Source organism: Furfurilactobacillus cerevisiae (assembly GCF_048961765.1).
Taxonomy (GTDB): Bacteria; Bacillota; Bacilli; order Lactobacillales; family Lactobacillaceae; genus Furfurilactobacillus; species Furfurilactobacillus milii_A.
Genome location: NZ_CP185253.1, coordinates 702,946 through 727,228, shown reverse-complemented (window position 1 = coordinate 727,228; position 24,283 = coordinate 702,946). Strand labels below are relative to the sequence as shown.

28 protein-coding genes and 1 pseudogene are annotated in these 24,283 nt (G+C 42.2%); 12 read left to right on the top strand and 17 right to left on the bottom strand.

Annotation, left to right across the window (positions count from 1 at the left end; all coding sequences use genetic code 11):
* Positions 1-393: 393 nt before the first annotated feature.
* Positions 394-1,326 (bottom strand): ribosylpyrimidine nucleosidase, encoded by a 933-nt coding sequence (gene rihB, locus ABUE36_RS03420; RefSeq protein WP_421017153.1) that lies wholly within the window; start codon positions 1,324-1,326, stop codon positions 394-396.
* Between the two features lie 257 nt (positions 1,327-1,583).
* Between rihB and yeiL the strand changes: the two genes are divergently transcribed.
* Positions 1,584-2,267, top strand: coding sequence for a transcriptional regulator YeiL (gene yeiL / locus ABUE36_RS03415; protein WP_421017152.1), 684 nt, complete (start codon positions 1,584-1,586; stop codon positions 2,265-2,267).
* Positions 2,268-2,347: 80 nt separating this feature from the next.
* Here the strand turns inward: yeiL and ABUE36_RS03410 are convergent, their stop codons facing one another.
* The 4 genes from ABUE36_RS03410 to ABUE36_RS03395 all read right to left on the bottom strand — a co-directional run bounded on the left by ABUE36_RS03410 (position 2,348) and on the right by ABUE36_RS03395 (position 3,861).
* Positions 2,348-2,605 carry a CsbD family protein gene (locus ABUE36_RS03410; protein ID WP_421017151.1) on the bottom strand — a complete coding sequence of 86 codons (258 nt, stop codon included), beginning with the start codon at positions 2,603-2,605 and terminating at the stop codon, positions 2,348-2,350.
* Between the two features lie 160 nt (positions 2,606-2,765).
* The gene (locus ABUE36_RS03405) at positions 2,766-3,155 is read right to left on the bottom strand and encodes an Asp23/Gls24 family envelope stress response protein (RefSeq protein WP_017260379.1); all 390 of its coding nucleotides are present in this window, start codon (positions 3,153-3,155) and stop codon (positions 2,766-2,768) included.
* A gap of 52 nt (positions 3,156-3,207) precedes the next feature.
* Positions 3,208-3,642: an Asp23/Gls24 family envelope stress response protein gene (locus ABUE36_RS03400; RefSeq protein ID WP_421017150.1), complete on the bottom strand. Its 435-nt coding sequence runs from the start codon at positions 3,640-3,642 to the stop codon at positions 3,208-3,210.
* A gap of 33 nt (positions 3,643-3,675) precedes the next feature.
* Complete coding sequence (locus ABUE36_RS03395; protein WP_421017149.1) at positions 3,676-3,861, bottom strand: DUF2273 domain-containing protein; 186 nt, start codon at positions 3,859-3,861, stop codon at positions 3,676-3,678.
* A 205-nt stretch (positions 3,862-4,066) separates the two neighbouring features.
* Here ABUE36_RS03395 and ABUE36_RS03390 point away from each other — a divergent pair.
* The 3 genes and pseudogenes from ABUE36_RS03390 to ABUE36_RS03380 all read left to right on the top strand — a co-directional run bounded on the left by ABUE36_RS03390 (position 4,067) and on the right by ABUE36_RS03380 (position 6,622).
* Positions 4,067-4,991: pseudogene (locus ABUE36_RS03390) on the top strand (IS30-like element ISLpl1 family transposase).
* Positions 4,992-5,077: 86 nt separating this feature from the next.
* Complete coding sequence (locus ABUE36_RS03385) at positions 5,078-5,554, top strand: universal stress protein (RefSeq protein WP_421017048.1); 477 nt, start codon at positions 5,078-5,080, stop codon at positions 5,552-5,554.
* Between the two features lie 138 nt (positions 5,555-5,692).
* Positions 5,693-6,622: an IS30-like element ISLpl1 family transposase gene (locus tag ABUE36_RS03380; protein ID WP_096109805.1), complete on the top strand. Its 930-nt coding sequence runs from the start codon at positions 5,693-5,695 to the stop codon at positions 6,620-6,622.
* On the opposite strand, the gene amaP is transcribed toward ABUE36_RS03380, so the two are convergent.
* Positions 6,588-7,109: an alkaline shock response membrane anchor protein AmaP gene (gene amaP, locus ABUE36_RS03375; protein WP_421017148.1), complete on the bottom strand. Its 522-nt coding sequence runs from the start codon at positions 7,107-7,109 to the stop codon at positions 6,588-6,590. The two genes, ABUE36_RS03380 and amaP, sit on opposite strands and share 35 nt — an antisense overlap.
* Positions 7,110-7,237: 128 nt before the next feature.
* Complete coding sequence (locus ABUE36_RS03370; RefSeq protein WP_421017147.1) at positions 7,238-7,741, bottom strand: GNAT family N-acetyltransferase; 504 nt, start codon at positions 7,739-7,741, stop codon at positions 7,238-7,240.
* Positions 7,742-7,913: 172 nt separating this feature from the next.
* Here ABUE36_RS03370 and ABUE36_RS03365 point away from each other — a divergent pair, with 172 nt between their 5' ends.
* Positions 7,914-8,864 carry an amidohydrolase family protein gene (locus ABUE36_RS03365; RefSeq protein ID WP_421017146.1) on the top strand — a complete coding sequence of 317 codons (951 nt, stop codon included), beginning with the start codon at positions 7,914-7,916 and terminating at the stop codon, positions 8,862-8,864.
* 71 nt (positions 8,865-8,935) lie between these two features.
* On the opposite strand, the gene ABUE36_RS03360 is transcribed toward ABUE36_RS03365, so the two are convergent.
* The gene (locus ABUE36_RS03360) at positions 8,936-9,796 is read right to left on the bottom strand and encodes a hypothetical protein (RefSeq protein WP_421017145.1); all 861 of its coding nucleotides are present in this window, start codon (positions 9,794-9,796) and stop codon (positions 8,936-8,938) included.
* A gap of 211 nt (positions 9,797-10,007) precedes the next feature.
* Here ABUE36_RS03360 and ABUE36_RS03355 point away from each other — a divergent pair, with 211 nt between their 5' ends.
* Positions 10,008-11,048 carry a zinc-binding dehydrogenase gene (locus ABUE36_RS03355; protein WP_421017144.1) on the top strand — a complete coding sequence of 347 codons (1,041 nt, stop codon included), beginning with the start codon at positions 10,008-10,010 and terminating at the stop codon, positions 11,046-11,048.
* Between the two features lie 99 nt (positions 11,049-11,147).
* On the opposite strand, the gene ABUE36_RS03350 is transcribed toward ABUE36_RS03355, so the two are convergent.
* From ABUE36_RS03350 to ABUE36_RS03330, 5 genes are all read right to left on the bottom strand, one after another.
* Positions 11,148-11,444, bottom strand: coding sequence for a nucleoside 2-deoxyribosyltransferase (locus ABUE36_RS03350; RefSeq protein WP_421017143.1), 297 nt, complete (start codon positions 11,442-11,444; stop codon positions 11,148-11,150).
* A 96-nt stretch (positions 11,445-11,540) separates the two neighbouring features.
* A complete protein-coding gene (gene istB, locus ABUE36_RS03345) occupies positions 11,541-12,278 on the bottom strand; it encodes an IS21-like element helper ATPase IstB (protein ID WP_014386885.1) in 738 nt (245 codons plus the stop codon).
* A 9-nt stretch (positions 12,279-12,287) separates the two neighbouring features.
* Positions 12,288-13,511 (bottom strand): IS21 family transposase, encoded by a 1,224-nt coding sequence (istA, locus tag ABUE36_RS03340; protein WP_003555353.1) that lies wholly within the window; start codon positions 13,509-13,511, stop codon positions 12,288-12,290.
* Positions 13,512-13,590: 79 nt separating this feature from the next.
* Positions 13,591-13,764, bottom strand: coding sequence for a hypothetical protein (locus ABUE36_RS03335; protein WP_421017142.1), 174 nt, complete (start codon positions 13,762-13,764; stop codon positions 13,591-13,593).
* Between the two features lie 200 nt (positions 13,765-13,964).
* On the bottom strand, positions 13,965-14,729 hold the full coding sequence (locus tag ABUE36_RS03330; protein ID WP_421017141.1) for an SDR family NAD(P)-dependent oxidoreductase: 765 nt from the start codon (positions 14,727-14,729) through the stop codon (positions 13,965-13,967).
* Positions 14,730-14,866: 137 nt separating this feature from the next.
* On the opposite strand from ABUE36_RS03330, the gene ABUE36_RS03325 reads away from it, so the two are divergent.
* Complete coding sequence (locus ABUE36_RS03325) at positions 14,867-15,271, top strand: MerR family transcriptional regulator (protein WP_421017140.1); 405 nt, start codon at positions 14,867-14,869, stop codon at positions 15,269-15,271.
* Between the two features lie 26 nt (positions 15,272-15,297).
* Here ABUE36_RS03325 and ABUE36_RS03320 read toward each other — a convergent pair whose 3' ends face one another.
* Both ABUE36_RS03320 and ABUE36_RS03315 read right to left on the bottom strand, forming a co-directional pair.
* Entirely contained in the window at positions 15,298-15,891 is a 594-nt protein-coding gene (locus ABUE36_RS03320) for a TMEM175 family protein (RefSeq protein ID WP_421017139.1), read from the bottom strand.
* Positions 15,878-16,861: an NAD(P)H-dependent flavin oxidoreductase gene (locus ABUE36_RS03315; RefSeq protein ID WP_421017138.1), complete on the bottom strand. Its 984-nt coding sequence runs from the start codon at positions 16,859-16,861 to the stop codon at positions 15,878-15,880. The genes ABUE36_RS03320 and ABUE36_RS03315 overlap by 14 nt, the downstream gene beginning before the upstream one ends.
* Positions 16,862-16,992: 131 nt before the next feature.
* On the opposite strand from ABUE36_RS03315, the gene ABUE36_RS03310 reads away from it, so the two are divergent.
* The 3 genes from ABUE36_RS03310 (at position 16,993) to ABUE36_RS03300 (ending at position 20,355) form a co-directional block, all read left to right on the top strand.
* The gene (locus ABUE36_RS03310) at positions 16,993-17,535 is read left to right on the top strand and encodes a TetR/AcrR family transcriptional regulator C-terminal domain-containing protein (RefSeq protein WP_421017137.1); all 543 of its coding nucleotides are present in this window, start codon (positions 16,993-16,995) and stop codon (positions 17,533-17,535) included.
* Between the two features lie 197 nt (positions 17,536-17,732).
* Positions 17,733-18,662, top strand: a complete 930-nt coding sequence (locus ABUE36_RS03305; RefSeq protein WP_096109805.1) for an IS30-like element ISLpl1 family transposase — start codon at positions 17,733-17,735, stop codon at positions 18,660-18,662.
* Between the two features lie 46 nt (positions 18,663-18,708).
* Entirely contained in the window at positions 18,709-20,355 is a 1,647-nt protein-coding gene (locus ABUE36_RS03300; protein ID WP_161001701.1) for a peptide ABC transporter substrate-binding protein, read from the top strand.
* A gap of 170 nt (positions 20,356-20,525) precedes the next feature.
* Here the strand turns inward: ABUE36_RS03300 and ABUE36_RS03295 are convergent, their stop codons facing one another.
* Together ABUE36_RS03295 and ABUE36_RS03290 are read right to left on the bottom strand one after the other, a co-directional pair.
* On the bottom strand, positions 20,526-21,176 hold the full coding sequence (locus ABUE36_RS03295) for an endonuclease III domain-containing protein (protein WP_161001700.1): 651 nt from the start codon (positions 21,174-21,176) through the stop codon (positions 20,526-20,528).
* Positions 21,177-21,420: 244 nt separating this feature from the next.
* Complete coding sequence (locus ABUE36_RS03290) at positions 21,421-22,065, bottom strand: TetR/AcrR family transcriptional regulator (RefSeq protein WP_161001699.1); 645 nt, start codon at positions 22,063-22,065, stop codon at positions 21,421-21,423.
* Between the two features lie 208 nt (positions 22,066-22,273).
* Here ABUE36_RS03290 and ABUE36_RS03285 point away from each other — a divergent pair, with 208 nt between their 5' ends.
* Positions 22,274-23,203, top strand: coding sequence for an IS30-like element ISLpl1 family transposase (locus ABUE36_RS03285; protein ID WP_096109805.1), 930 nt, complete (start codon positions 22,274-22,276; stop codon positions 23,201-23,203).
* A gap of 19 nt (positions 23,204-23,222) precedes the next feature.
* A complete protein-coding gene (locus ABUE36_RS03280) occupies positions 23,223-24,230 on the top strand; it encodes an NAD-dependent epimerase/dehydratase family protein (RefSeq protein ID WP_421017136.1) in 1,008 nt (335 codons plus the stop codon).
* Positions 24,231-24,283 lie beyond the last annotated feature (53 nt).

Below are 24,283 nucleotides of genomic sequence, written 5' to 3'. Positions count from 1 at the left end.
GATTGTTTTAACACCTTTGCTAACTAAATTAAAGTGCTACACTCACTTTTTTAAATTGTTTGCGAAAGATTTAATTATTGCGCATTTTTGATACTATGTTAATTTATTAATCAATTATTTCAGTGTTAAAAATATTTACCGTAAGTTATACCAAGGAGACAATAAAAGAACCTTAAAGCGCCGGCGTTTTAATAAATCTGTGCCGTCAATTCCCATTTTCATTGAATAGAATGAATTCTTGCCGCTTCAATCAAAATAAAAAAGTTTCAGTTTTTGCTTCATCACGAACAGATCGTGAGTTGCAAAAATTGAAACTTTTTTGGCAAGCAAGACAAACGTTTGCACCATACAGTGAAGCGTTTTTACATTGAGTCTTTTTTCAAAATAGTTTGTTTATTTATACATTCGTACACATTCTTCGACCAGATCCCAGAATTTATCTAGGTCCAGCGTAATGCCGACCTTAGTATTTGGCTCTTCTTTCATCACATGGTGCATGTCACAAACAGTCCGGCCATAACAAGGTCCACGGTTGATATCGACATCGACATACACGGATTCTGTCTTGAAAATATCTGGCTCAATCAAGTAGCCGATGGTAGTGGCATCGTGAACGGGACCAGCCTTCAAGCCAAACGCTTCAAACTGAGTCTTCAACGTAGAGTTCATCATATCGCTAAACAACTTACCAGCAGTATTGCCCACGTCTTCCATTCGTTTGATAATGTCAGGCGTACAAATCGTCTGTTCAGTTAAGTCCAGCCCCATCATGGTAATGGGTACTCCAGCACCGAAGACAACCTTGGCTGCTTCAGGATCAGCAAAGATGTTGAATTCAGCAGATGGCGTAAAGTTACCAGTCCCATATGCGCCACCCATCAAAACAATTTCCTGAATCTTTGGGATGATGCGCGGTTCACGGCGCATGGCAACGGCAATGTTTGTTAGCGGTGCAGTTGGTACCAACGTGATGTCACCGTCACTGGCCATCAAGGTATCAATAATAAAATCAACCGCGTTCTGCTTCTCAGCTTCCCGATGCAATGGGCCAAACGTCGGACCATCCAAACCTGTTTCGCCGTGAATATTGCCGGCAACCACTTGTTGGCGAACCATTGGTTGTGGCATCCCCGCATATATCTTCGTATCAATGTCCAATAACTGCGCGACATTTAGCCCATTACGAACGGTTTTAGCCAATGTCTGGTTACCCGCCACAATCGTCACACCCAACAAGTCAATTGCTGGATGTGCTGCTGCCATAAATAATGCAATCGCATCATCGTGGCCTGGATCACAATCAAGAATAATTTTACGTCCTGCCATTTTTACTTCCTCCTCGAATTTGGGTGTTGCTCAGATGTCCCCGAGCTTCGGCATCACTCTTCTAAACGTGCACCTTACTTCTGAATCCTGTGCATAACCCAAAGCCGTCAACCCACAAGCAAAGTGCGCTTGCACGTTGTCACCTTTACGTTATTGCTCGAGCCTTCCCGAGCTTCGGCATCACTCTGCTACAATTTGTATTATATGTAAGCGGTTGCTATCATAAGTATGAGAAATCTCACAATTGAGGTAAAAACATGCAGGGAATCTATAATCACGACGTTATTAGCAATTTCATCGCCACTTCAGGGTACGATGGACAATTTTCGTTTGATCCACAACAAGACACCAAGCTTTTCCACATTGCGGCGAATGATTTCATCGTCAAGGCGGGCGCTCCGTTAACATACTTATTTTATTTGGTTAAAGGAAAAGCGAAATTATACGACGTGTTGGCAAACGGCAAGGTTTCACTAATCGATTTCTTTACACCACCCTGTTTTATTGGCGAAATGGAACTTATCGAACAGCGACCAGAAACGGCTTTCAGCATGCAGACTATCACCGACTGTTGGTGTCTGGCACTACCCATCCGCCCATTGCAGGAAAAGCTACTTGCTGATCCAGTTTTTCTGCGGCAAATCTGTCTTTACTTCGTTCACAAAAATTACCGAACCGTTAAGACTGCTGGCAACAACGCGGCCTTTCCAGTTGCTCAACGTTTGGCGTCATTTATTTTATTAACCGCTCACGATGGTCTCTACAGCGAGAAACACGTTCAAGTGGCTGAATATCTAGGTATCTCCTACCGTCACTTACTGTACGTTCTCGCGCAATTCGTGAAAGATGGTTACCTCATCAAACAGAAACATCACTACAAAATCGCCAATTCGGACGCCTTAACAAGGCTTGCCCACGATGTAAACGAAAGCACCAACTAGCTGAATAACAGTTAGTTGGTGCTTTCTGATGTTCATAGGTTAGTAATCTAATGTGTGAGGGATGATCCATCAACGCAACTTTAGTCGTTAGTCAATTTATCCTTTAAATCGGAGACGCCTTCTTTGACCTTGCCTTTACCTTCATCAATATTGCCACTAACTTTGTCACCAGCATCGCCAGTGATGGCACCTTTGACCTGCTTAGCCTTGCCTTCTGCTTGATCAGTTAAGGCATCAAAACGTGACTTAATGTCCTCCATCTGATCCTTATCCTGGAAGATCATGTAAGCCAAAGCAATGTTAGCTGCAACACTAAAACCGAGTAATAAATTCTTCATCTAATCGCTCCTTAAAGGTTGTCTGAAGTATCCTACTATCATTAGCTTAGCTAAACCTGATATTACATTCAAAAAATATGCCTGTCGACACCGCTTGCCTTGAGGCAGAAGTGTGACAGGCATTTTTACCATTCTAATCAGATTCAACAGCGCTAACTAGTTACTTTTTCTTATCCGTTTTCGTCTGGTCGCGCCACTCTTCGGCTGTCAATAAATCTTTAACGTGCAACTTAATTGATGTCACCGTGTAACCAGTCATCGAACGAACAGCAGCAGTAATCTTACGCGTGATTTTATCGAAAATATCGTTGGCATCCTTACCATATTCAAGCGTGCCGTCTAACTCTAATTCGACCGTCTTTTTGTCTTCATCAATATCGGCAGAAACGCCCTGTTCAGGTTTATTGACGCCCATCTGGTTTGAAATGTTGTCGAATAGGCCACCCTTTAATTCCAGGACCCCATCAACTTCTTGCGCAGTCTTACCTGCAATTTTTTCTAACACATCGTTATCAAAAACAAGTTCCTTTTTTGTCATCGCTTCAGCCATATTTATAACCTCCGTTAGTCACGCGTGATGTCATAGATGATGTTCAAACTACTTATTCAACTTCTTTTGTTTCTGTCGAATGTGATGAATTTGGTTTGCCTTTTGTTTGATCCTGCCATTCTCGTTTGCTCATCACATCATTGATGTGTAGATTCAACTCCACAACATCCAAGCCGGTAAAACTTTGAATGTCACGAACAACGCGCTGAGTAACCTGTTCAAATAATTGGCGGATATCTTTTCCATACTCAACGGTAGCGTGCATATCGAGGGCCACTTGCTTTTGACCAACTTCTGCATCTATTCCTTGTGTCGGATCGGCTTGGTTTCGAAAACGATCAGTAATGCCGCTAAGCATGCCACCATCTAGTGACAAGACACCATCAACATTTCGTGCGGCCAATCCGGCAATCTTTTCAATAACCCCATCGTCGTAACTTAATGTGTGCTTTAACTGTGATTGTGTAGCTTGTTTAGTGTTTTCCATTATCGATTCCCTCCATAACAAAACAGACCTAACCTAACTAGATAAAAATTGATTGATGCGCCGCTTGATACTCTGTCGATCAACTACCCGACTGTACTTACCAATTAACATACCAATCAGAGCCAGTACCGCGACCAAAATCATACTCCAAAACCCGGCCAGTACCCACGCCAGGCCAAGTACTAGTCCAATTATGGTGCCAAACATCGGACGGCTCATGACACCACCTCCTTTCGCTAAACCACCCGTGCCTTCTGATCAGGATTGCGAACTGCCTCAATTGTCACCTGACGCTTACGCAACTTAAATTGCAAACTGTCTTTAAGGTAGATTGTAAAATTAATCCGAACGCTGTTCGGACAAAAAAGATCAGCTTCCTTTAAAATGGTGTTTACCACAAACCCATCTTTTAGGAGCTGATCTTTTGTCTAGTATAACCTATTCCGAACGAATTAAAATCGAAACCTTTTGTGAACTAGGGCTGTCCAATATCCAAATGGGCGTTCGGCTGAACCGATCACCGTCAACAATTTCTTATGAATTATCTCGATGTCAACCTTATCAGGCTGAATTAGCACAAACAGATGCCGAATACAAGCGATCACGATGTGGTCGGAAAACTAAGCTGAGCGATGAGTTAAAGCAAAAAATTCTCAACCATTTACGTCTAAGCTGGTCACCAGGAATGATTGCTCACGAATTTAAACTAGCTACTAAATCTATTTATAATTGGCTAAATCAGGGGAGAATTGGTTTCTCCTTGAATGATCTACCTGAACATGGCGTACGCCAACGGCGTAACGTTGACCAACGATCCAAATATAATCAATCTTTGGGGCGATCAATTGAACAGCGTCCCATGATGATTAATCAACGTAATCGCATCGGCGATTTTGAACTAGATACAGTCGTTGGTCCTCGTGGGCATAGTAAGGCAGTTTTATTAACTTTAATCGATCGAAAATAACGGTTCCTTTGGGCATACCGGTTAAAAGATCGGACGACAGCGACTGTTAATGAAGCACTAACTAAGTTCCTAACCACTTTTAATGGTCCCGGTGCACAGCTTTACTGTGGACCGTGGCACTGAGTTTAGTGGGCTAGTATCACTTGAATCACAATATGGTATTAAGACCTATTACTGCCATGCTTATACTCCAGCTGAACGTGGTAGTAATGAACGCTTTAATCGGAATTTACGTTATTTTTATCCTAAAGGGACTCGTTTTGAGCACATTAGTGCTCAAGATTTAACGACGACGTTACTCCAAATTAACCAGCGACCGCTTAAAATACTCGACTGGCAAACACCGTATCAGGTTATGCTGACAAATTTGTCCAAAAATTAGGATTAAATTTGCAATCTACCATATCGCTTTTTATTTGCAGATAAATAACGTATGATAAGAGTATAAAATAATGAGAGGTGAATATTATGTTACAACAATACAAGCACATTTTAGTCCCAGTCGATGGTTCCTATGAAGCCGAATTAGCTTTCAAGAAAGCAGTCGCTGTGGCTAAACGTAACGATGCTGATTTACATCTCGTTCACGTTGTTGATACACGGGCTTTCCAAAACTTTTCTAGCCTTGATACCAGCATGGTTGAACAAGTCACAGAAACGGCCAAGAAGACCCTCGACAAGTACGTGGCTGATGCCAAGGCAGATGGTCTTGACAAGATTGATTACGCCATTGAATACGGGGCACCGAAGATCATCATTGGAGATGTTCCTCGGGGTAATGACACCGATTTGATTATGATTGGTGCTACTGGGTTAAACGCAGTTGGACGGCTATTAATCGGGTCTGTAACGGAATACGTCACACGGACAGCAGTTTGTGACGTCATCGTCGTACGGACGGACTTAGATAATCAACCAGCCAAAGCAGCACACCGCGCAGAATAAATTTGCTAACTAATGCTTTAACTATGGCAGATTGCAAGAAGTAGATTGTAAAATTAATCCGAACGCTGTTCGGACAAAAAAGATCAGCTTCCTTTAAAATGGTGTTTACAACAAACCCATCTTTTAGGAGCTGATCTTTTGTCTAGTATAACCTATTCCGAACGAATTAAAATCGAAACCTTTTGTGAACTAGGGCTGTCCAATATCCAAATGGGCGTTCGGCTGAACCGATCACCGTCAACAATTTCTTATGAATTATCTCGATGTCAACCTTATCAGGCTGAATTAGCACAAACAGATGCCGAATACAAGCGATCACGATGTGGTCGGAAAACTAAGCTGAGCGATGAGTTAAAGCAAACAATTCTCAACCATTTACATCTAAGCTGGTCACCAGGAATGATTGCTCACGAATTTAAACTAGCGACTAAATCTATTTATAATTGGCTAAATCAGGGGAGAATTGGTTTCTCCTTGAATGATCTACCTGAACATGGCGTACGCCAACGGCGTAACGTTGACCAACGATCCAAATATAATCAATCTTTGGGGCGATCGATTGAACAGCGTCCCATGATGATTAATCAACGTAATCGCATCGGTGATTTTGAACTAGATACCGTCGTTGGCCCTCGTGGGCATAGTAAGGCAGTTTTATTAACTTTAATCGATCGCAAATCACGGTTCCTTTGGGCATATCGGTTAAAGGACCGAACGACAGCGAGTGTTAATGAAGCACTGACTAAGTTCCTAACAACTTTTAATGGACCGGTGCACAGTTTTACTGTGGACCGTGGTACTGAGTTTAGTGGGCTAGTATCATTTGAATCACAATATGGTATTAAGACCTATTACTGTCATGCTTATACGCCAGCTGAACGTGGTAGTAATGAACGCTTTAATCGGAATTTACGTTATTTTTATCCTAAGGGGACTCGTTTTGAGCACATTAGTGCTCAAGATTTAACGACGACGTTACTCCAAATTAACCAGAGACCGCTTAAAATACTTGACTGGAAAACACCGTATCAGGTTATGCTGACCAATTTGTCCAAAAATTCGGATTAAATTTGCAATCTACCTTAAGATACTTATTAACGACTGCCAGCACTGTTTCACCCAAATCATCATACCTTGGTGTACCTTGCGCTAACGCAGTGCCATGCACTTTAACATCCGCCCGACGCTGTTTGGCGTGTGCACGAATATTTACCTCAAGATTGCCGACATCAACAGCATCTTCAATCCGAAGTTTCAAATCCTGTTCAATTGTATGGACGGGTAGTCGCACGACACCACGAGAGCCATGAAACTCGATCATACCGACTGTCCGTGGCTTAAATAAACCAATCAACAGAATAATTAACCCGACCAACGCAATAAAGCCACCAGCCACAATCAAAATAGTCATGGCTAACGTTGCGTTACGATTCATGATGCTAACAACCCAGTCAGAGACAAAACCGATGTTTGCATTCATGACGACTAACAGACATCCAATCACCAACGTCAAGAAACCTGTTAGTCCCACTAACCATTTTGTTGCCGCTCTCATTGCCTAACCTCCTTTCCTTTTATTGTCTACATGTTATCCAATCCATAAGTAACCTTTCAAAAAATATGTCTGCCGTCAAAAAAGTAGTGAATCATAAGGAATTACCTCACAATTCACTACTAATTGTTCTAGTTATTAAAATTGGTCAACTTTCGTTCAAAAATAAGCGTTTCATCATTTTGCATGATTAGTTTGAAACTTAGCTTTTCCAATAACCTTCTCGAGGCTTGGTTATTTGGGTCAACATCTGCCTTTATCACCCTGACGTGCTGCTGTGACAAAAACTCAATCAATGCTTTAGCGCCTTCAAATGCATACCCATGCCGTGCAAATAGCGGATTGATTGTATAGCCTAGCCACATTGTGTCACCCTCCAGTTGCAGATAAAAATCACCTAATAACTGATCCATTTCAGGTTTTACAAATGCGAATTGTTTTCCCTGCGTGAGTGTTGAATTGGATAATAGTGCCTCTACGGCCTCCGCTCGACTCAGTCCTTTAAATTCCTGATACTGCATCCAGTCGAGGTTGTTATGATAGCTCAAAAAGGCATCGATTTCCTGAGCCGAAAAGGGACGAATTATCCCCCTCGTAGTAACTATTGATAAATTACAAATACTTTCTTCATTCATCTGCGTTCTCCATCAATTGCGATAATGTACAGTTACCATAATTATACGGCCGGTTTTGGCCTCGCTTCGTTGTTTTCACGTACCTAAATGGCTCCTCATAATGAGCCAATTGTGAGTCATCCTTATCGGTGGTACTTTAAGGTTAACTTCATCTATAAAAGGAAGTTCCATTATGTCCTATCAAAAAATTGATATCCACAGTCATTACCTAACTCCCGGCTATACCAGATTCTGCCAGGAACAATTCGGCGGATTAGCCGGTGACGTAGCCGAGCCCAATTGGCAGGTTGAAAAAACGCTAGCGCTCATGAAACTTGAGAACATTGACTACTCTGTGCTATCCGTTTCCATGCCACATATTTCATACAATCAGGATGCGCGTGCCACCACAAAACTGGCAGCTGAGATCAACGCCTTTGGGTGCCACCTGCATCAAGAGCACCTGAACCAACTAGGCTATTTTGCCACCGTTCCCTTGCCGTTTGTAAAAGAAAGTATCGCGATTATCAAAAACGCACTGTTTTATCAGCAGGCCCTTGGCGTCGTATTACCCACCTCAGCACAAGGCATCTACCTTGGGGATCCCCACTTTGATGCTGTTATGCAGTTGTTGGATGATACCGCTGCAATCGTATTGATTCATCCAAACGACCCACCGAAGACACCATATCACGTTGATGAAAAATTCCCGCACCCAATTTATGATTTCTTCGCTGAAACAACGCGAACCTTTTTGAATTTAGTGCAAAATCGAATCTTCATTCGTTATCCCAACATTAAGTTTATCATTCCACATGGTGGCGCAGCTCTTTCTGTATTGGCTCCGCGCACTTTAGGTGCCAAGATGCTCAATCATCACTTACAAACGGATGAAATTGACGTGACTGCAGCTATGAAACATGTTTATTTCGATGTTGCTGGCCGTGTTTTACCCAGCCAGTTGCCCGCGCTACTACAAATTGTAAAGCCGAATCAACTGTTGTATGCCTCAGATTATCCATATACGCCGGAGCCCGTAGTCCTTGGACTTAACAATACTTTGGCGCACACGTACTGGTTAACAGAGACACAACGGCAACAGCTCTATCTTCAAAACGCACTTAAGTTGTTTGATTTAGATTAAAAAAATTATTTTCTGACAAATTAAATGGCTGACCAGATTTTTTTCTAGCCAACCATTTTTATTATCATTCATTATTTTGAAAACTTCTGTGCAATTGATGAGGCTGCTGGGTTCGTTTGAGACTGATTGACAGCTTGTTGCAAACTAAATGAACCCGTTGATTGATTAACCCAATCAGCACCACTCACTGCAGAAGGCATCGTATACATGTTAACTGTATCACCAGTAATGGTATAGCCTACGTTGGAAACACCGTTATTGGTGTTAAGAACATGAACTTGCCCATCGTCACCAGGCGTTATGTTACCCCACTTGGGATCTGCGTTAACAATGGATAACTGACTCATATCTGCCACATTACGATCCTGACCGCTTGCCAATAGAATAGCCGCTGCCGTTTGAGCAGTTGATGATTGCTGTGGTGCCTGTGAACTGGCAGTTGCTGAGGTTTGTTGAGTGGCTTGTGAGTTACCGTTGGCCGAAGATTGTTGCGCTACAGAAGACTGATCAGTTGTCGCACTTGCAGTCTTTGTCGCCACAGATTGTGTAACCGGTGTCGAGCTCTTCGTGGATTCACTAACGCTTGACGACTGAATTGTGGGAGTCAATGAGCTGGCAGTCGTTGTACCGGTTGCTGGCTGTGAGCTAACAGTGCTGCCTGAAGCAGTATTGACCGTTTGAGTCGATGGCTGCACATTTTCTACCGAGCTGTCCGCAACAGTCTTAGCACTGCTATTCACTGCTGTAGTGTCATTTGAGGCACTCGTCTTCTGACGAGACTGACTCGCATTACCTTTGACGACTTTTTGTGACGTAGTATGTACACTATCGCTCGACGCATTTGTCTTCGCCGTTGCTGACGCTGAGCAACCAGCCAACACAACAAGCGTTAATAAACCAACCGATGCAATTTTAAACCCTTTCATTGTCATGTCATTGACCTCCCAAATTCATGCGCTCTCTACAATCCAAATGTTACGCTAGTGTTACTCAGGTTACAATATTGTTTCACAACTTCATTCTTTCTTAAACACTTATATGCGTTTTTTTCAAACAACATGACAAATTTAAATTTTCAATCCGTAAAGTACGCAAACAAACACGAAAAGTCTTAAAATAACCTCGAAAGGAGTGTTCTACATAATGAAATCTACTGTATTTGTAAAAGCAGGCAAAGTTGAAGTTAAAGACGTTGAGAAACCAACAGTTCAGGCGTCAGATGATGTCATCATCCGGGTTGTGCGGACTTGTGTTTGCGGATCCGATTTATGGGCTTATCGTGGCTTAGAAGACAAGGCTGCCAATTCAGAAAACACCGGCCATGAAGCAATCGGTGTCGTTGAAGAGGTTGGTAGTGCGATTACCACCGTTGTCCCTGGTGACTTCGTTATCGCGCCATTCACTCACGGATGTGGTCACTGTGCCGCTTGTCGTGCTGGTTTTGATGGTGACTGCCAAGACCACGATGACAATTTCAGTTCTGGTGTCCAAGCTGAGTACATTCGGTTTGCACATGGCGAATGGGCATTGGTTAAAATTCCTGGTAAACCAGAAGATTACAGTGAAGCCATGTTGGATTCACTGCTAACATTAGCCGATGTTATGGCAACCGGTTATCATGCCGCCAGAGTAGCAAATGTTCATGAGGGCAGCACAGTCGTTGTCGTCGGTGATGGTGCCGTTGGTCTATGTGGTGTCATTGCCGCTAGAATGCGTGGTGCCAAACGGATCATTGCGATGAGCCGTCATGAAGACCGTCAAAAATTAGCTACTGAATTCGGCGCCACTGATATTGTTGCTGAACGTGGTGACGACGCTGTTAAGAAGGTTATGACACTCACGAACAATGACGGTGCAGATGCCGTGCTGGAATGTGTTGGTACGGAATTATCAAACCAGACTGCCATGCAAGTTGCCCGTCCCGGTGCAGTTGTTGGCCGTGTTGGTTTGCCACATGAACCTAAGATGGACATGACACCTTCCTTCTATAACAACATCTCTATCGCCGGTGGTCCTGCTTCTGTTACAACCTACGACAAGAGTGTACTATTGAAGGCCGTGTTGGATGGTGAAATTCACCCTGGTAAAGTCTTCACTAAGTCATTCAAACTGGATGATATCGATGACGCTTACAAGGCCATGGCTAACCGTGAAGCGATTAAGTCATTGGTTGTAACGGACTAAATCCAATAAATACTTTTATAGTTTGGCCAAGAAAATAGGTCTAAACACAAAAACGATGAGACTTCATAATTGAAGTTTCACCGTTTTTGCGTTTGTAAGCTATTTGTTCTCAAGTGATTTCATTTCTTGATTTAAAATTTGAATGGCATCTGTCACAGTTTCATATTCAAAGACGTGATCGAAATATTTCGTTCCTGCTATCATTGCTGATAACTGACTACGTTTAGAATTATGCAAAATGATGACAGGCTTACCTAAACGCTCTGCGGAGGCAAGTTCGTAACCAACACCAAGACTTGGATTAGATGTTTCCGCGACTACCGCGTCACTTTCCGCCAGCCATTTCATGTCACGATCACGAATATAAACATCATCAAGTTGCTTCTGCCCGGCCACCGATAAACTATAGTCACCAATGTGCTCGGTCAGTACCTGTCAAGGGCAGTTTAAAAATGTAGGTTTTCGGCAGAAAGAAATGTAGGTTTTCGGCAGTTACTTGAGGCCACGTAATCGGTAAGATTTACCAGTGATCTTCACTACGTGAACATGATGAACCAAGCGATCGAGAATGGCTGCTGTCACAGTTGGGTTCTGGAAAATATCAACCCAAGCGGATAGATCACTATTGCTGGTAATGATCGTTGAATGCTTTTCATAGCGGGCATTGACTAGCTGAAATAAGAGGTTAGCTTCTTGGTGACCAATTGGCAAATACCCAATTTCATCAATAATTAATAGGTCATAGCGCGAATAGCGGCTTAGAGATCGATCAAGCAGTCCTTTTTCGTAAGCTGCTCTCAATCTAATCAACAGCTCATGACAATTAATAAAGAGAACCCGACAGCCCTGTTTACAGGCCTCAATCCCAATACTAATTGCCAAGTGGGTTTTACCGACTCCCGGATTGCCAATAAAGATTAAGTTTTCAGACTTTTCCATAAAAGCCAGATTCTGGAATTCCAGAACCTCTTGGCGATTCATACTGGGTTGAAAGCTAAAATCAAATGTATCTAGGGATTTTGTATTGGGGAACCGAGCACGGCCAATGGCCCGTGCAATCTGACCTTCGTGTCGATTCTGGAGTTCCGAATTAGTTAAATCAATTAGCGCCTCAGTTAATGACAGATTATCAGTGTGAATTTGATCAAGGTAATTCGGCAAGTATTCACGGATTTTGTTTAACCCTAAGCGCTCAAGATTATTTAAAAGAATTTGATTATTAGTGGTCATGGTAGCCTCCTATAAGTTGTCGTAATCAGTCATATGTTCACGAATGTAAGCTGAAATGTCTTCATCTGTCCGCCCTTTAAGCAAATCAGATTTGAGGATATTGAACTGATCTTGGGGGTCATAATTCAGCGAATTGGTAGTTATGGAGTGCGTACGAATTTCTTCTCCGTTATAATAAATGTGAATGCGCTGCTCATCATTGGAGATTTCAACAGCAACCGTACAACCAATGTATCGCGGATCTACTGAGTACTTACATTTGCGGAAATTGATCATGGCCTCCTTCGAAACGACACGGGTAATGTTTTCTTCGAAGTATGGTTCAAGGAGATTAACTGGAACGCGATGAAGGTACTCTTTTTCTTCGTCTAACCATTTCAGGTACGGGACTTCGTCCGTGGCCTGCGAAGTTTCATGATTTAGATCATCTCGGAGCATATGAACTAGTTCGATTAGCTCAGTTCCATCAGCAAATTCAGTATTGTATGGCCGTAAACGTTCAACCGTGCGAGCAAGGGCTTCAACTGCACCTTTAGTTTGTGGTCTGAATGGTCGACAAGCAATTGGTGTGAAACCGGCATCTTTACAGAATTCGTGGAACCGTTCGTTAAAGACAGCGTGGCCAAACTGGGATTTTGTATGATCCACAACGGTTTTCATATTATCAAACCAGATTTCCGTCGGAATACCTCCGGTATGAAGGAAAGCGTCGTGTAAGCAAGAAAAGAGGGTATCTTGGCTCCGATCAAAGGTTAGTGTCATATATTTGAGTTTTGAATAAGGCAATACATACAAGAAAATATTGAATTTAAACAGCTCACCCTCGCTGCTCACTAGGGCCATTTCTTCTTTCCAGTCAACTTGAGCAGAGAGACCAGGGGAATGTTCAATCCGAATGGTAGCTTTCTTAACTCGTTCTCGGCGGGTTTGGCGACAATAATCTTTCACGAGGGTATAGCTGCCGGTAAAGCCCTTCTTCTGGATAAATTTAAAAATTGAAGCAGCCGAACAATTTAGTTCAAGCTTTGAATCGATGGTTTGCTTGAATGGATCCAGTAAACTTGGCCGTTTCGGTCGACCACTTGGTCGGCCCTTAAGTCCAGCTTTGACTTCCTCATAGGCTTTCTTAACGGTTCGATAATCAACATTATATTGCCGGGCAATCTCGGCGAAGTTAGGCTTAATATTTTCAGTCACGTAAATCGTCACTCCTTCTCTTAAATCACGTCTCACATCAAATTCCTCCTACACTCTGATGTGATTCATGATACAAAAAATGTAGGAAAACCAACAGTTCTAACCTGCCGTTTTCCTACATTTTACGGGTGCCTTTTACAAGTACCTCATTATTTTGATTCAAATGATTGATCAACTGTTGATAAATTTTCACATCATCTCTGCCACCACGAATTGATGCTGCAAAATAAATTTTCATATGCTTCACTCCATCCTTTAAAATGACGTTTATTATCACATTTGCTTTCATGATATACTTTTACAAAATCATTGAAACGAGAATAATTATGTCTTTGTATCCATCCCAATTATTAATTGGATTTACAACTTCATCAACCCTGAATCTTCTAAAATTCCAATAAAAACAAAAAGCACACAACTATCGCAATTTTAAAAATACTGCGATAGTTGCGTGCTTTTATTAACACTAAATGTTTTATAAATGCCGCTTTACCAAGCAACAGGTCCTTCGGTATTCGAAAATGTGGCATTGTCCTGGTTATTCCAGTCAGTAGCTAATTCAATTGTTCGCGCCACTCCGTGCGTAACGGGTTGAGCGCCCATCGCCTTGGCCTGTTCCGGTGTCGCACCACCAAATGCAGTGGCTACCATCCCGGGGTCAATCGCATTCACTGTAATATTCGTGCCCGACTGTTGCATTTCTTTAGCCAACTGAACGGTAAACATATTGGCGGCCGCTTTGGCTGATTGATAGCCCACTGCCGTTGCGTGATATACAACGGAATCTGGGTTCAGCGCTTCAGTTTTGGAACCCATCATGCTGGAAATATTCAATATTTTGGCCTGTTTGGCACTCTTTAACAGTGGCAACATCTTTTGCGTCACATCGATCAAACCAAAATAGTTGATTTGAAAATCCTTCTGGAGGATATCAGGTGACACTTCGGATGGATTTTGGCCGTAGTCAAAGGCGGCACCAGCATTATTAATCAGCACTGATAAATAGCCGAACTTATCTGTTAACTGTTTGGCGGCCTCAGTCACAGATTCTGGATTTGTGACGTCAATCTCAACCACGTCAACGTGTAATCCTTCACCTTCTAATTGATCCGCTGCCTGTTGCCCCTTAACTAAATTACGCGATCCCAAAATTACATGCTGTCCCTTTGCTGCCAACTCACGGACAATCTCCAAACCCATGCCACGATTGCCACCAGTTACTAACGTTAATATTTCATTATCTGTGTTTGCCATTTTAAAAATCCTCCTAGCGAAGTATCTACTGTCAAAATGTCCATAATTGAACGTCCTCGACTGAACGATTGTTATGTTACTCCGCTGGTGTTAGACTAGCGCAAGATATTTAACAAACTTTTTCAGGAGAAATTTTTATGCATACAATTCGCGATGTGGCGACCCATTTTAATATCACGTACGATGCCCTACGTTTCTATGAAAAAAAAGGGCTTCTTAACAGCATCCACCGCAATGCAAACGGTCAACGAGAATACTCTGATCAAGATTTAGATGACTTGGATAAGATCATCCACTTGCGTCAACTTGGTGCCACCATCGAGGAAATCAAACACATGAGTGCACTATTAGATCCTGATAACCGAACCGTTAATGCCTATGACGAAGGTATTACACTATTAAATCGTTTGAAACGTGAAACGGATGAAAAGATTAAGCAACTACAACAGCAGCAAGTCTATTTAGATCATAAAGTTGCCCGTTTTAAGAAAGAACGAGATCAGTTAGAGTCAGCACCACAGGTTCACGCATCGACAAATTAAAGCCCCTTTCATATTAAAACGCCAGGCTATCGCTCCAGCTGATCCCCATTTTCCGGCACGTTTATAAACCACGTAATCGTTTCAATGAACGTGAACGTCACACCGAGAATTGGCACCCAATTGATCAAAATAAACCCGGTGATTGGTAGAACAAAGTGTAAGGCTCTCATCCACGGCCGAAAAAGTTTTATCGTTTTAATTTCGTCCTGTACAACCGGATAAGTACGCCGTTGGTCGCGCAATAGTACAAAGCTCAAGCCGTAATAGGCCACGTCCCATAGAACATAAACGGTGAAGTATAGATATTCTGGTCCCTTAGCAAACGGAAATCGGCTCACCCACGCAGTTGCCACGGGAATCAATGACATTGTAAACAACCAAATGTTGTTTGCCCAAAACGCCCGTCGTGAAAACCATTTTGTGATAGCTAACAGATAATGATGATTGTACCAACCATTACAAATAACGAAATAGCTTAGCGCATAAGCACTCAGGTACGTTAAGTCCGACAATGCAGCTGAAAATTTGAATGTTGACGGTGCTTTGATTTCCAGAACCATAATTGTCACGATTATGGCAATCACACCATCGCTAAATGCCTCGACTCTACCTTTCTTCATCGAAACCTGCCATTAATTCTTCAACAATAGCCTGTGCTGGTAATACATTGTGAATCTCATCAATCGCTGTATCTACCGTTACAATGCCATTTTGAAGTTTGCCCTCTAACATGCCCAGCCGAATACCAGTTAATCCACCGATTCGTTTGGCAACATCGGTCGGTGTCTTGCCGGCTTTCTGCATGTCAACAATCTCGTTTACCAGTGGTGTTGGCAGTGACCGCCATGCTGTCGGGTCAGAATCAAAGAGTGTTAAGTCCTTTTGAGTCGAATTAACGATTAATTGCTTGGTGCTGTCGGCCGCTGGATTCTCTTCACTGGTGATAAACCTTGTTCCCACATAAAGACCGGCCGCCCCTAAAACTCTGGCTGCCCGTGCGTGTACTGCTGAAGTTATACCACCTGCAGCAATCACCGGCACATCAACCGCAGTAACTAACGTTGGCAAAATCGAGAACGTTCCAATTGCTTCATTTGGTAATTCGCCGCCTTCATCAAAACCAGTGGCTATAATCGCATCTGCGCCCCACGAAACCGCCTCCTTGGTATTCTCAACGGTAGGTGTCAATGCTCGAAACAATAGTTTAATCCCCGCTGTCTTAATTTGCTGAAAGACCTCTTGATTTGCATCACCAACAGCCACAACGACCGGCACTTTAGCGGCTATAATCGCATCAAAGATTGGCTTAAAGTAGGCATTCGTTGTTTTTAAACCTTCCTTTGGTAAAATCAAATTGACGCCAAAGGGTTGGCTTGTAAGCGTCCGCGTTTTCTCGATTTCTGTTGTTAACCGTTGGGCGGTTTCTATGGGATCACGAGTCACCGTTGTTTGGCCTGCGTTTGGCCCCAATACACCTAGACCACCGGCTTCGCTCACTGCGGCGACGAGCTTGGCATCTGTTAACCAAGCCATTGCTCCCTGAATCACAGGGTACTTAATATTTAATAATTGAGTTAATGATAATGTCATTTTGTATCCTCCTAAAAGTATCTGTAAAACCTATTTTAAGAAGATAGTTACTAAAAGTAAGAGATAAACTAAGCAATATGTCTATAATATAGACAGTTAGATAATATTATCCATCTGTGAAAGGATCTAGTATGCCACCACTCGTCGAACAACAATTTGCAAATACACTATTAACTCAGGCTGAGCAAACATCACTAGCCAAAATTTCAACTTCTAGTCTCATCCAAGCGAGTCAGTTAGGACGTCAAACCTTTTATAATCATTTTCATGACAAATATCAGCTCATTACTTGGATTTTTAAACAGGACAGTGAACGCGGCTTACAGAAAAAGCATCGCCACGACTGGCTTGACACCATTACCGCAATTTTTAACGAAGTGTACTCACGGCACGATTTTTATCGAGAAGCACTCACTATTCAGGGCCAAAACTCGTTACGGGATTATCTGCACGATTATGACGTCCAACTTTACACGAGATTATTTAAAGAGCTGACAGGCTCAGGCAAATTATCCAACGACACTTTATTTGCGTTAGATTTTTACACAAGCGGCTGTTTTGAATCTACTTTAACCTGGTTGCAAAGTGCTCGCCCAGTTGATCCTGCAGAGCATGCCCGTCAAGTCAATCTGTCAATGCCAGTACTATTAGCAAAACAACTTGAACAGCATTAACTACCGTTTAAAAAAGCCACAAATATCTTTTAGTCAACACATGGACAACATGGTTGCTAAAGTTGATATTTGTGGCTTTTGCTATCAAGCACGTTTAAAGTAGATTGTAAATTTAATCCGAACGCTGTTCGGACAAAAAAGATCAGCTTCCTTTAAAATGGTGTTTACAACAAACCCATCTTTTAGGAGCTGATCTTTTGTCTAGTATAACCTATTCCGAACGAATTAAAATCGAAACCTTTTGTGAACTAGGGCTGTCCAATATCCAAATGGGCGTTCGGCTGAACCGATCACCGTCAACAATTTCTTATGAATTATCTCGATGTCAACCTTATCAGGCTGAATTAGCACAAACAGATGCCGAATACAAGCGATCACGATGTGGTCGGAAAACTAAGCTGAGCGATGAGTTAAAGCAAACAATTCTCAACCATTTACATCTAAGCTGGTCACCAGGAATGATTGCTCACGAATTTAAACTAGCGACTAAATCTATTTATAATTGGCTAAATCAGGGGAGAATTGGTTTCTCCTTGAATGATCTACCTGAACATGGCGTACGCCAACGGCGTAACGTTGACCAACGATCCAAATATAATCAATCTTTGGGGCGATCGATTGAACAGCGTCCCATGATGATTAATCAACGTAATCGCATCGGTGATTTTGAACTAGATACCGTCGTTGGCCCTCGTGGGCATAGTAAGGCAGTTTTATTAACTTTAATCGATCGCAAATCACGGTTCCTTTGGGCATATCGGTTAAAGGACCGAACGACAGCGAGTGTTAATGAAGCACTGACTAAGTTCCTAACAACTTTTAATGGACCGGTGCACAGTTTTACTGTGGACCGTGGTACTGAGTTTAGTGGGCTAGTATCATTTGAATCACAATATGGTATTAAGACCTATTACTGTCATGCTTATACGCCAGCTGAACGTGGTAGTAATGAACGCTTTAATCGGAATTTACGTTATTTTTATCCTAAGGGGACTCGTTTTGAGCACATTAGTGCTCAAGATTTAACGACGACGTTACTCCAAATTAACCAGAGACCGCTTAAAATACTTGACTGGAAAACACCGTATCAGGTTATGCTGACCAATTTGTCCAAAAATTCGGATTAAATTTGCAATCTACCACATCAACAAAACTTTTCGGGGGTAATGACTTATGAAATTTAAACGTGCGATCACATTGGGCACAGTCACTCTGCTATCGGCACTCTTTTTAGCCAATAGCACTGTCACAAACGCTAATGCATCAAGTAAGTACGCCAAAAATCAAACGTTGAACTGGACAGAAAGCCAAGAACTGGCAACAAACGACTTAGCGAAGGCCACGGATACCGAAAGCTTCAACGTTCTGCTTAATACGCAATCCGGCCTCTACCGTTTGAAAGATTCCGGCCATAAAATTGTCAATGATCTCGCCACTAGCACAAAAATCAGCAAGGATGGTAAAACTTATACTGTTAAATTGCGGCACAACGCTAAGTGGAGTAATGGTGACCCTCTGACGGCTCAAGATTTTGTATATTCATGGCAACGCACGCTAGATCCTAAAACAGCTTCTCAAGATGCCTTCTATATGTACCAGGTTGAAAACGCCGAAGCAGTCAACAAAGGTCAAAAGCCGTTATCCGCCCTTGGCATCAAAGCAGATGGTAAATACCAACTCACCATTCATCTCACCAAACCAGTTTCATATTTTCAGAAACTGTTAGCATGGCCGTTGTTCTTCCCCGTAAATAAAAAGGTCGCCACGCAAGAAGGTAATAAGTTTGGCACCAGTGCGAAAAATAACGTTTATAGCGGTGCCTTTAAACTCACTGGCTGGACCGGCACGAACAGCAAATGGACGTTGGCTAAGAATGGCAAGTACTGGGACAACAAACATGTTCACCTTAATAAAATCAACGAACAAGTTGTTAAAGATCCCTCAACTGGTTTAAACGAATATCAATCTCATAAGATCGACGAAACGGTTCTTAGCGGCGAACAAGTCGCTAACTTTAAAGGACACAAAGATTTTGTATCTCGTAAATCCTCGAATGGTTACCGCCTCGACTTCAATCAAAAGAAGGTTAAGGCGTTCCAGAATGTTAACGTTCGCAAAGCCTTTTCGCTAGCTTTGAACCGTAAAGATCTTGTCAATAATGTCCTGTCAGACGGCTCGGTCGTTCCACAAGGTTTTGCACCAACTGGCATCGGCACCAATCCAAAGAGCGGCAAAGATTTTGCCAAGTCAGCATATGTTAAATCCGGCGTCACCTATAATTTAAGTGAAGCCAAAAAGTTACTGAAACAAGGTTACAAGCAAACCGGCACCAAGTCGATTAAGACAGAAGTGCTCACCACTGATGACGACGCTGGTAAAAACGTCGGCGAATTCATCCAATCGCAGCTTGAAAAGCTGCCAAACGTCAAAGTTTCAGTCGTTAATTTGCCTAAAACTGCTCAACTTGCGCGTGAAAAGTCCGGCAATTTCCAACTTATCATTGGTGGCTGGCAATCAGTCTTTGCAGACCCAATTAACTTCTTGGACATTTGGGAAAGCACCAGTCCTTACAATTTCAGCGGTTGGAACAACAAACAATATGACACGTTACTCAGCGCTTCTGAAAACAGCTTAGCAAACAAGCCTGAAGACCGTTGGAATAACTTAGTCAAAGCCGAAAAGCTACTTATGACGCAACAAGGTACCGCCCCACTTTTCCAAAAGGTTCAAGCACAACTGCTCAATACCAAAGTTAAAGACGTCAATTACAATCCCTCCGGTGTACCTTACGACTGGAAAGAGACGTATATCGCTAAATGATTTTTCGTTATGCTGATCTAAAAAAATCCTTAATCGATTTCTGATTAAGAATTTTTTAATGCGAAACAAAAAAGCTTCATCAAATAGGATGTGGCGTTGTGCTTTAAAACAATTCTCTGTTGGCTCACAGTCATTTATCGACCAACCGTTACGTTTCCAAAGGTAACCTCTCAAATAGCACCTTCATTTTCTTCATTCAACTTATCACAGTCAATAATCAGTTGGCAAACCTCTTTGTCCGGTGTCAATTTCATCGAGTACTTCCGGCCAAACTCGATCATTGTGTGATGCGCTTGATACAGTTCCTCCGGCTTAACGACACTCACAATCTTTTGTTCCACCTGCAAAGGTGATGCTGATTGTTTAACAAAGTGAAGTCGTTTTGAAATCGCCGAAACATGCGTGTCCACAGCAAATGTTGGTTTCCCAAACACATCGCTCAACACCAAATTGGCCGTTTTTCGACCCGCTCCTGGCAACGCCATGATACCCTTTCGATCGTTTGGAATCGTGTCATTCAACTCTTCATGCACAATACCGGCGGTCTTGATGATGTTCTTCGCCTTGTTATGAAACAGACCAACGCGCCTAATGATTGTTTCTACATCTTCAACATTGGCATGCATCAATGCCTTGGGATCGGGATATCTGTCAAACAATGTTGGCGTGACTTGATTCACAGATACGTCAGTGGCCTGCGCGCTGAGAATGACTGAAATCAAATATTGAAAAGGTGTCCTCGTATCAAGCGATGGCCCAACTGGACCAATTTCGTCTTCCATTTGATGAATTGCCCAAACAATCTGATCATCTTTTAGCATTGATATGTGACCTCTTTTTTAAGTATTGCCGCCAAGTCATGAACACACCTGGCCGTCTTTCTATTACTAAATTTAGCCTACTATACCCTCAAAAACAATAATCACTGTATCACATGAACCTATTGATCAAACTAATCTTTTTGAGCATATACATTTTTTGCGAAATGACAAATCAAACCAATTCGCTTTCTGTTCAGTTAGTCACACAATACAAAGATTGGTTTACACGATCACACTTGCAACACTAAGCTATCAATGCGTACGTTGCCCTAAACTCTTTAAAAATCAGCGTTTTCATCGGCTCAAAATTAGATATATCTAACTGTTTTCGTACAGTGCTAGACAGTAACGCCTGCAATTCCAAACTAATGCCGTCTGACAGATATTGTTCGGCTTGTTCCAACGTAATGCGATGTGCCTTTACCTGTTGCAAGACAGAAGTAATTAAAGTATCAGCCTGAAAAACAACAAAATCAGGTGTATAAATCGGCAACACCACATCGGCCTGTTGTGCCTTAGCCACGTAACTAATCAAGTGAGTAAAATAATCGTGATCAGCCATTCGCAGTTCATGTGCCAACTCAGGATATGCACGTTGCAAATCAGTGGTAAATGTTTCAGTTGTTGAGCCCATCAAAAGCAACGAATTCAACCAAACGGTTATAAACGATGAAGCGTCAAATTCGGCAGGAATTGGGCGCTCTGAAATAAAACGTAAATGGCGGCCAACAACAGCTTGAACAATTTCATCTTTGTTTTTAAAGTACAAATACAGTGTCGCACGACTGACATCGACCGCCTGAGCAAGTTTACTCATTGAAAGCTTTTGAAATCCTTCTATTAAAATGACGCGATTTAATTTGATAGTTAGTTCCGTTTGATCAATCATTTTTGTTCACCTCAGCTAATAGCATTTTCAATGATTAGAATAACACGGCTTTACATTTTAGACAATTAGTCGTACTATTTGTATAAAATAAATTAAGAGGTACTTATTAAGTAGATTGTAAAATTAATCCGAACGCTGTTCGGACAAAAAAGATCAGCTTCCTTTAAAATGGTGTTTACAACAAACCCATCTTTTAGGAGCTGATCTTTTGTCTAGTATAACCTATTCCGAACGAATTAAAATCGAAACCTTTTGTGAACTAGGGCTGTCCAATATCCAAATGGGCGTTCGGCTGAACCGATCACCGTCAACAATTTCTTATGAATTATCTCGATGTCAACCTTATCAGGCTGAATTAGCACAAACAGATGCCGAATACAAGCGATCACGATGTGGTCGGAAAACTAAGCTGAGCGATGAGTTAAAGCAAACAATTCTCAACCATTTACATCTAAGCTGGTCACCAGGAATGATTGCTCACGAATTTAAACTAGCGACTAAATCTATTTATAATTGGCTAAATCAGGGGAGAATTGGTTTCTCCTTGAATGATCTACCTGAACATGGCGTACGCCAACGGCGTAACGTTGACCAACGATCCAAATATAATCAATCTTTGGGGCGATCGATTGAACAGCGTCCCATGATGATTAATCAACGTAATCGCATCGGTGATTTTGAACTAGATACCGTCGTTGGCCCTCGTGGGCATAGTAAGGCAGTTTTATTAACTTTAATCGATCGCAAATCACGGTTCCTTTGGGCATATCGGTTAAAGGACCGAACGACAGCGAGTGTTAATGAAGCACTGACTAAGTTCCTAACAACTTTTAATGGACCGGTGCACAGTTTTACTGTGGACCGTGGTACTGAGTTTAGTGGGCTAGTATCATTTGAATCACAATATGGTATTAAGACCTATTACTGTCATGCTTATACGCCAGCTGAACGTGGTAGTAATGAACGCTTTAATCGGAATTTACGTTATTTTTATCCTAAGGGGACTCGTTTTGAGCACATTAGTGCTCAAGATTTAACGACGACGTTACTCCAAATTAACCAGAGACCGCTTAAAATACTTGACTGGAAAACACCGTATCAGGTTATGCTGACCAATTTGTCCAAAAATTCGGATTAAATTTGCAATCTACCATTAAATGAAAAAAGTTGTTATTTCTGGTGGTTCTGGATTCGTTGCAGCATGGGTGATTGCTGAGTTTTTAAATCAGCACTATGCGGTTGCAACAAGTTTGCGTTCACTTAACAAAGCCAACGCTATCAAAGAAGGCCTAAGTCACCAGGTCGATTCTACAGATTTAGAAAATCTGAGTTTCTTCAAAGCTGATTTGACCAGTGAAGCTGGCTGGCAAGAGGCAATGAATGGCGCAGACGGCGTTATCCATGTTGCTTCACCTCTAGGTAACGGTACAGAATCCACTGAAGAAATGGTTAGTGTCGCTCGTGGTGGTGTCCTAAACGTTTTGCAAGCAGCTGATAAAGCTGGCGTTAAACGAATTGTGATGACCAGTTCGCAAGCCGCTTCAACGCCTGACAGCCACGCCACAGGGACTTTTGATGGTAGTTTTTGGACGGACCCAGACAATCCTGAATTGGACCCTTATCGAATTTCAAAAGTGAAAGCTGAACAAGCCGCGTGGGACTTTGCGGATAAACATGACATGAATTTGACGACCGTTCTGCCAGGCGCAATTTTTGGTCCAGTTATCACCAACAATCTGAGTACAAACCAAATTTTACTGCAAATGCTTAAGGGTCAACCTGCCTTACCGAAAGTGCCACTTGAAATCAGTGATGTACGCGATTTGGCTAAACTACATCGATTGGCGTTTGAAAATCCTAAGGCCATTGGTCAACGTTATATTGGCTCGTCTCAAACATTGACTATGCTTCAAGTTGGCAAAATATATCAATCAGCCTTTCCAGAACTTCATTTACACATTCGTGCCCTGCCAAACTGGGCGACCCGGGTGTTATCAAGATTTGTGCCTAGTCTCCGCACTTTGGTGCCCATGCTGAACCGTCGCTATCACCACACCACCGCCGCGGCAGAAAACGACCTTGGTTGGCAACAACATAAACCGGAAGAAACAGTTCTCGATGCTGCCAAACGTTTAATTGAAATGGGCTTAGTCGAAAAGAAATAAGGCAGATTTTTTAAGTAAACAGGGCATCACATCAGTCAGCTCGATTGATGTGA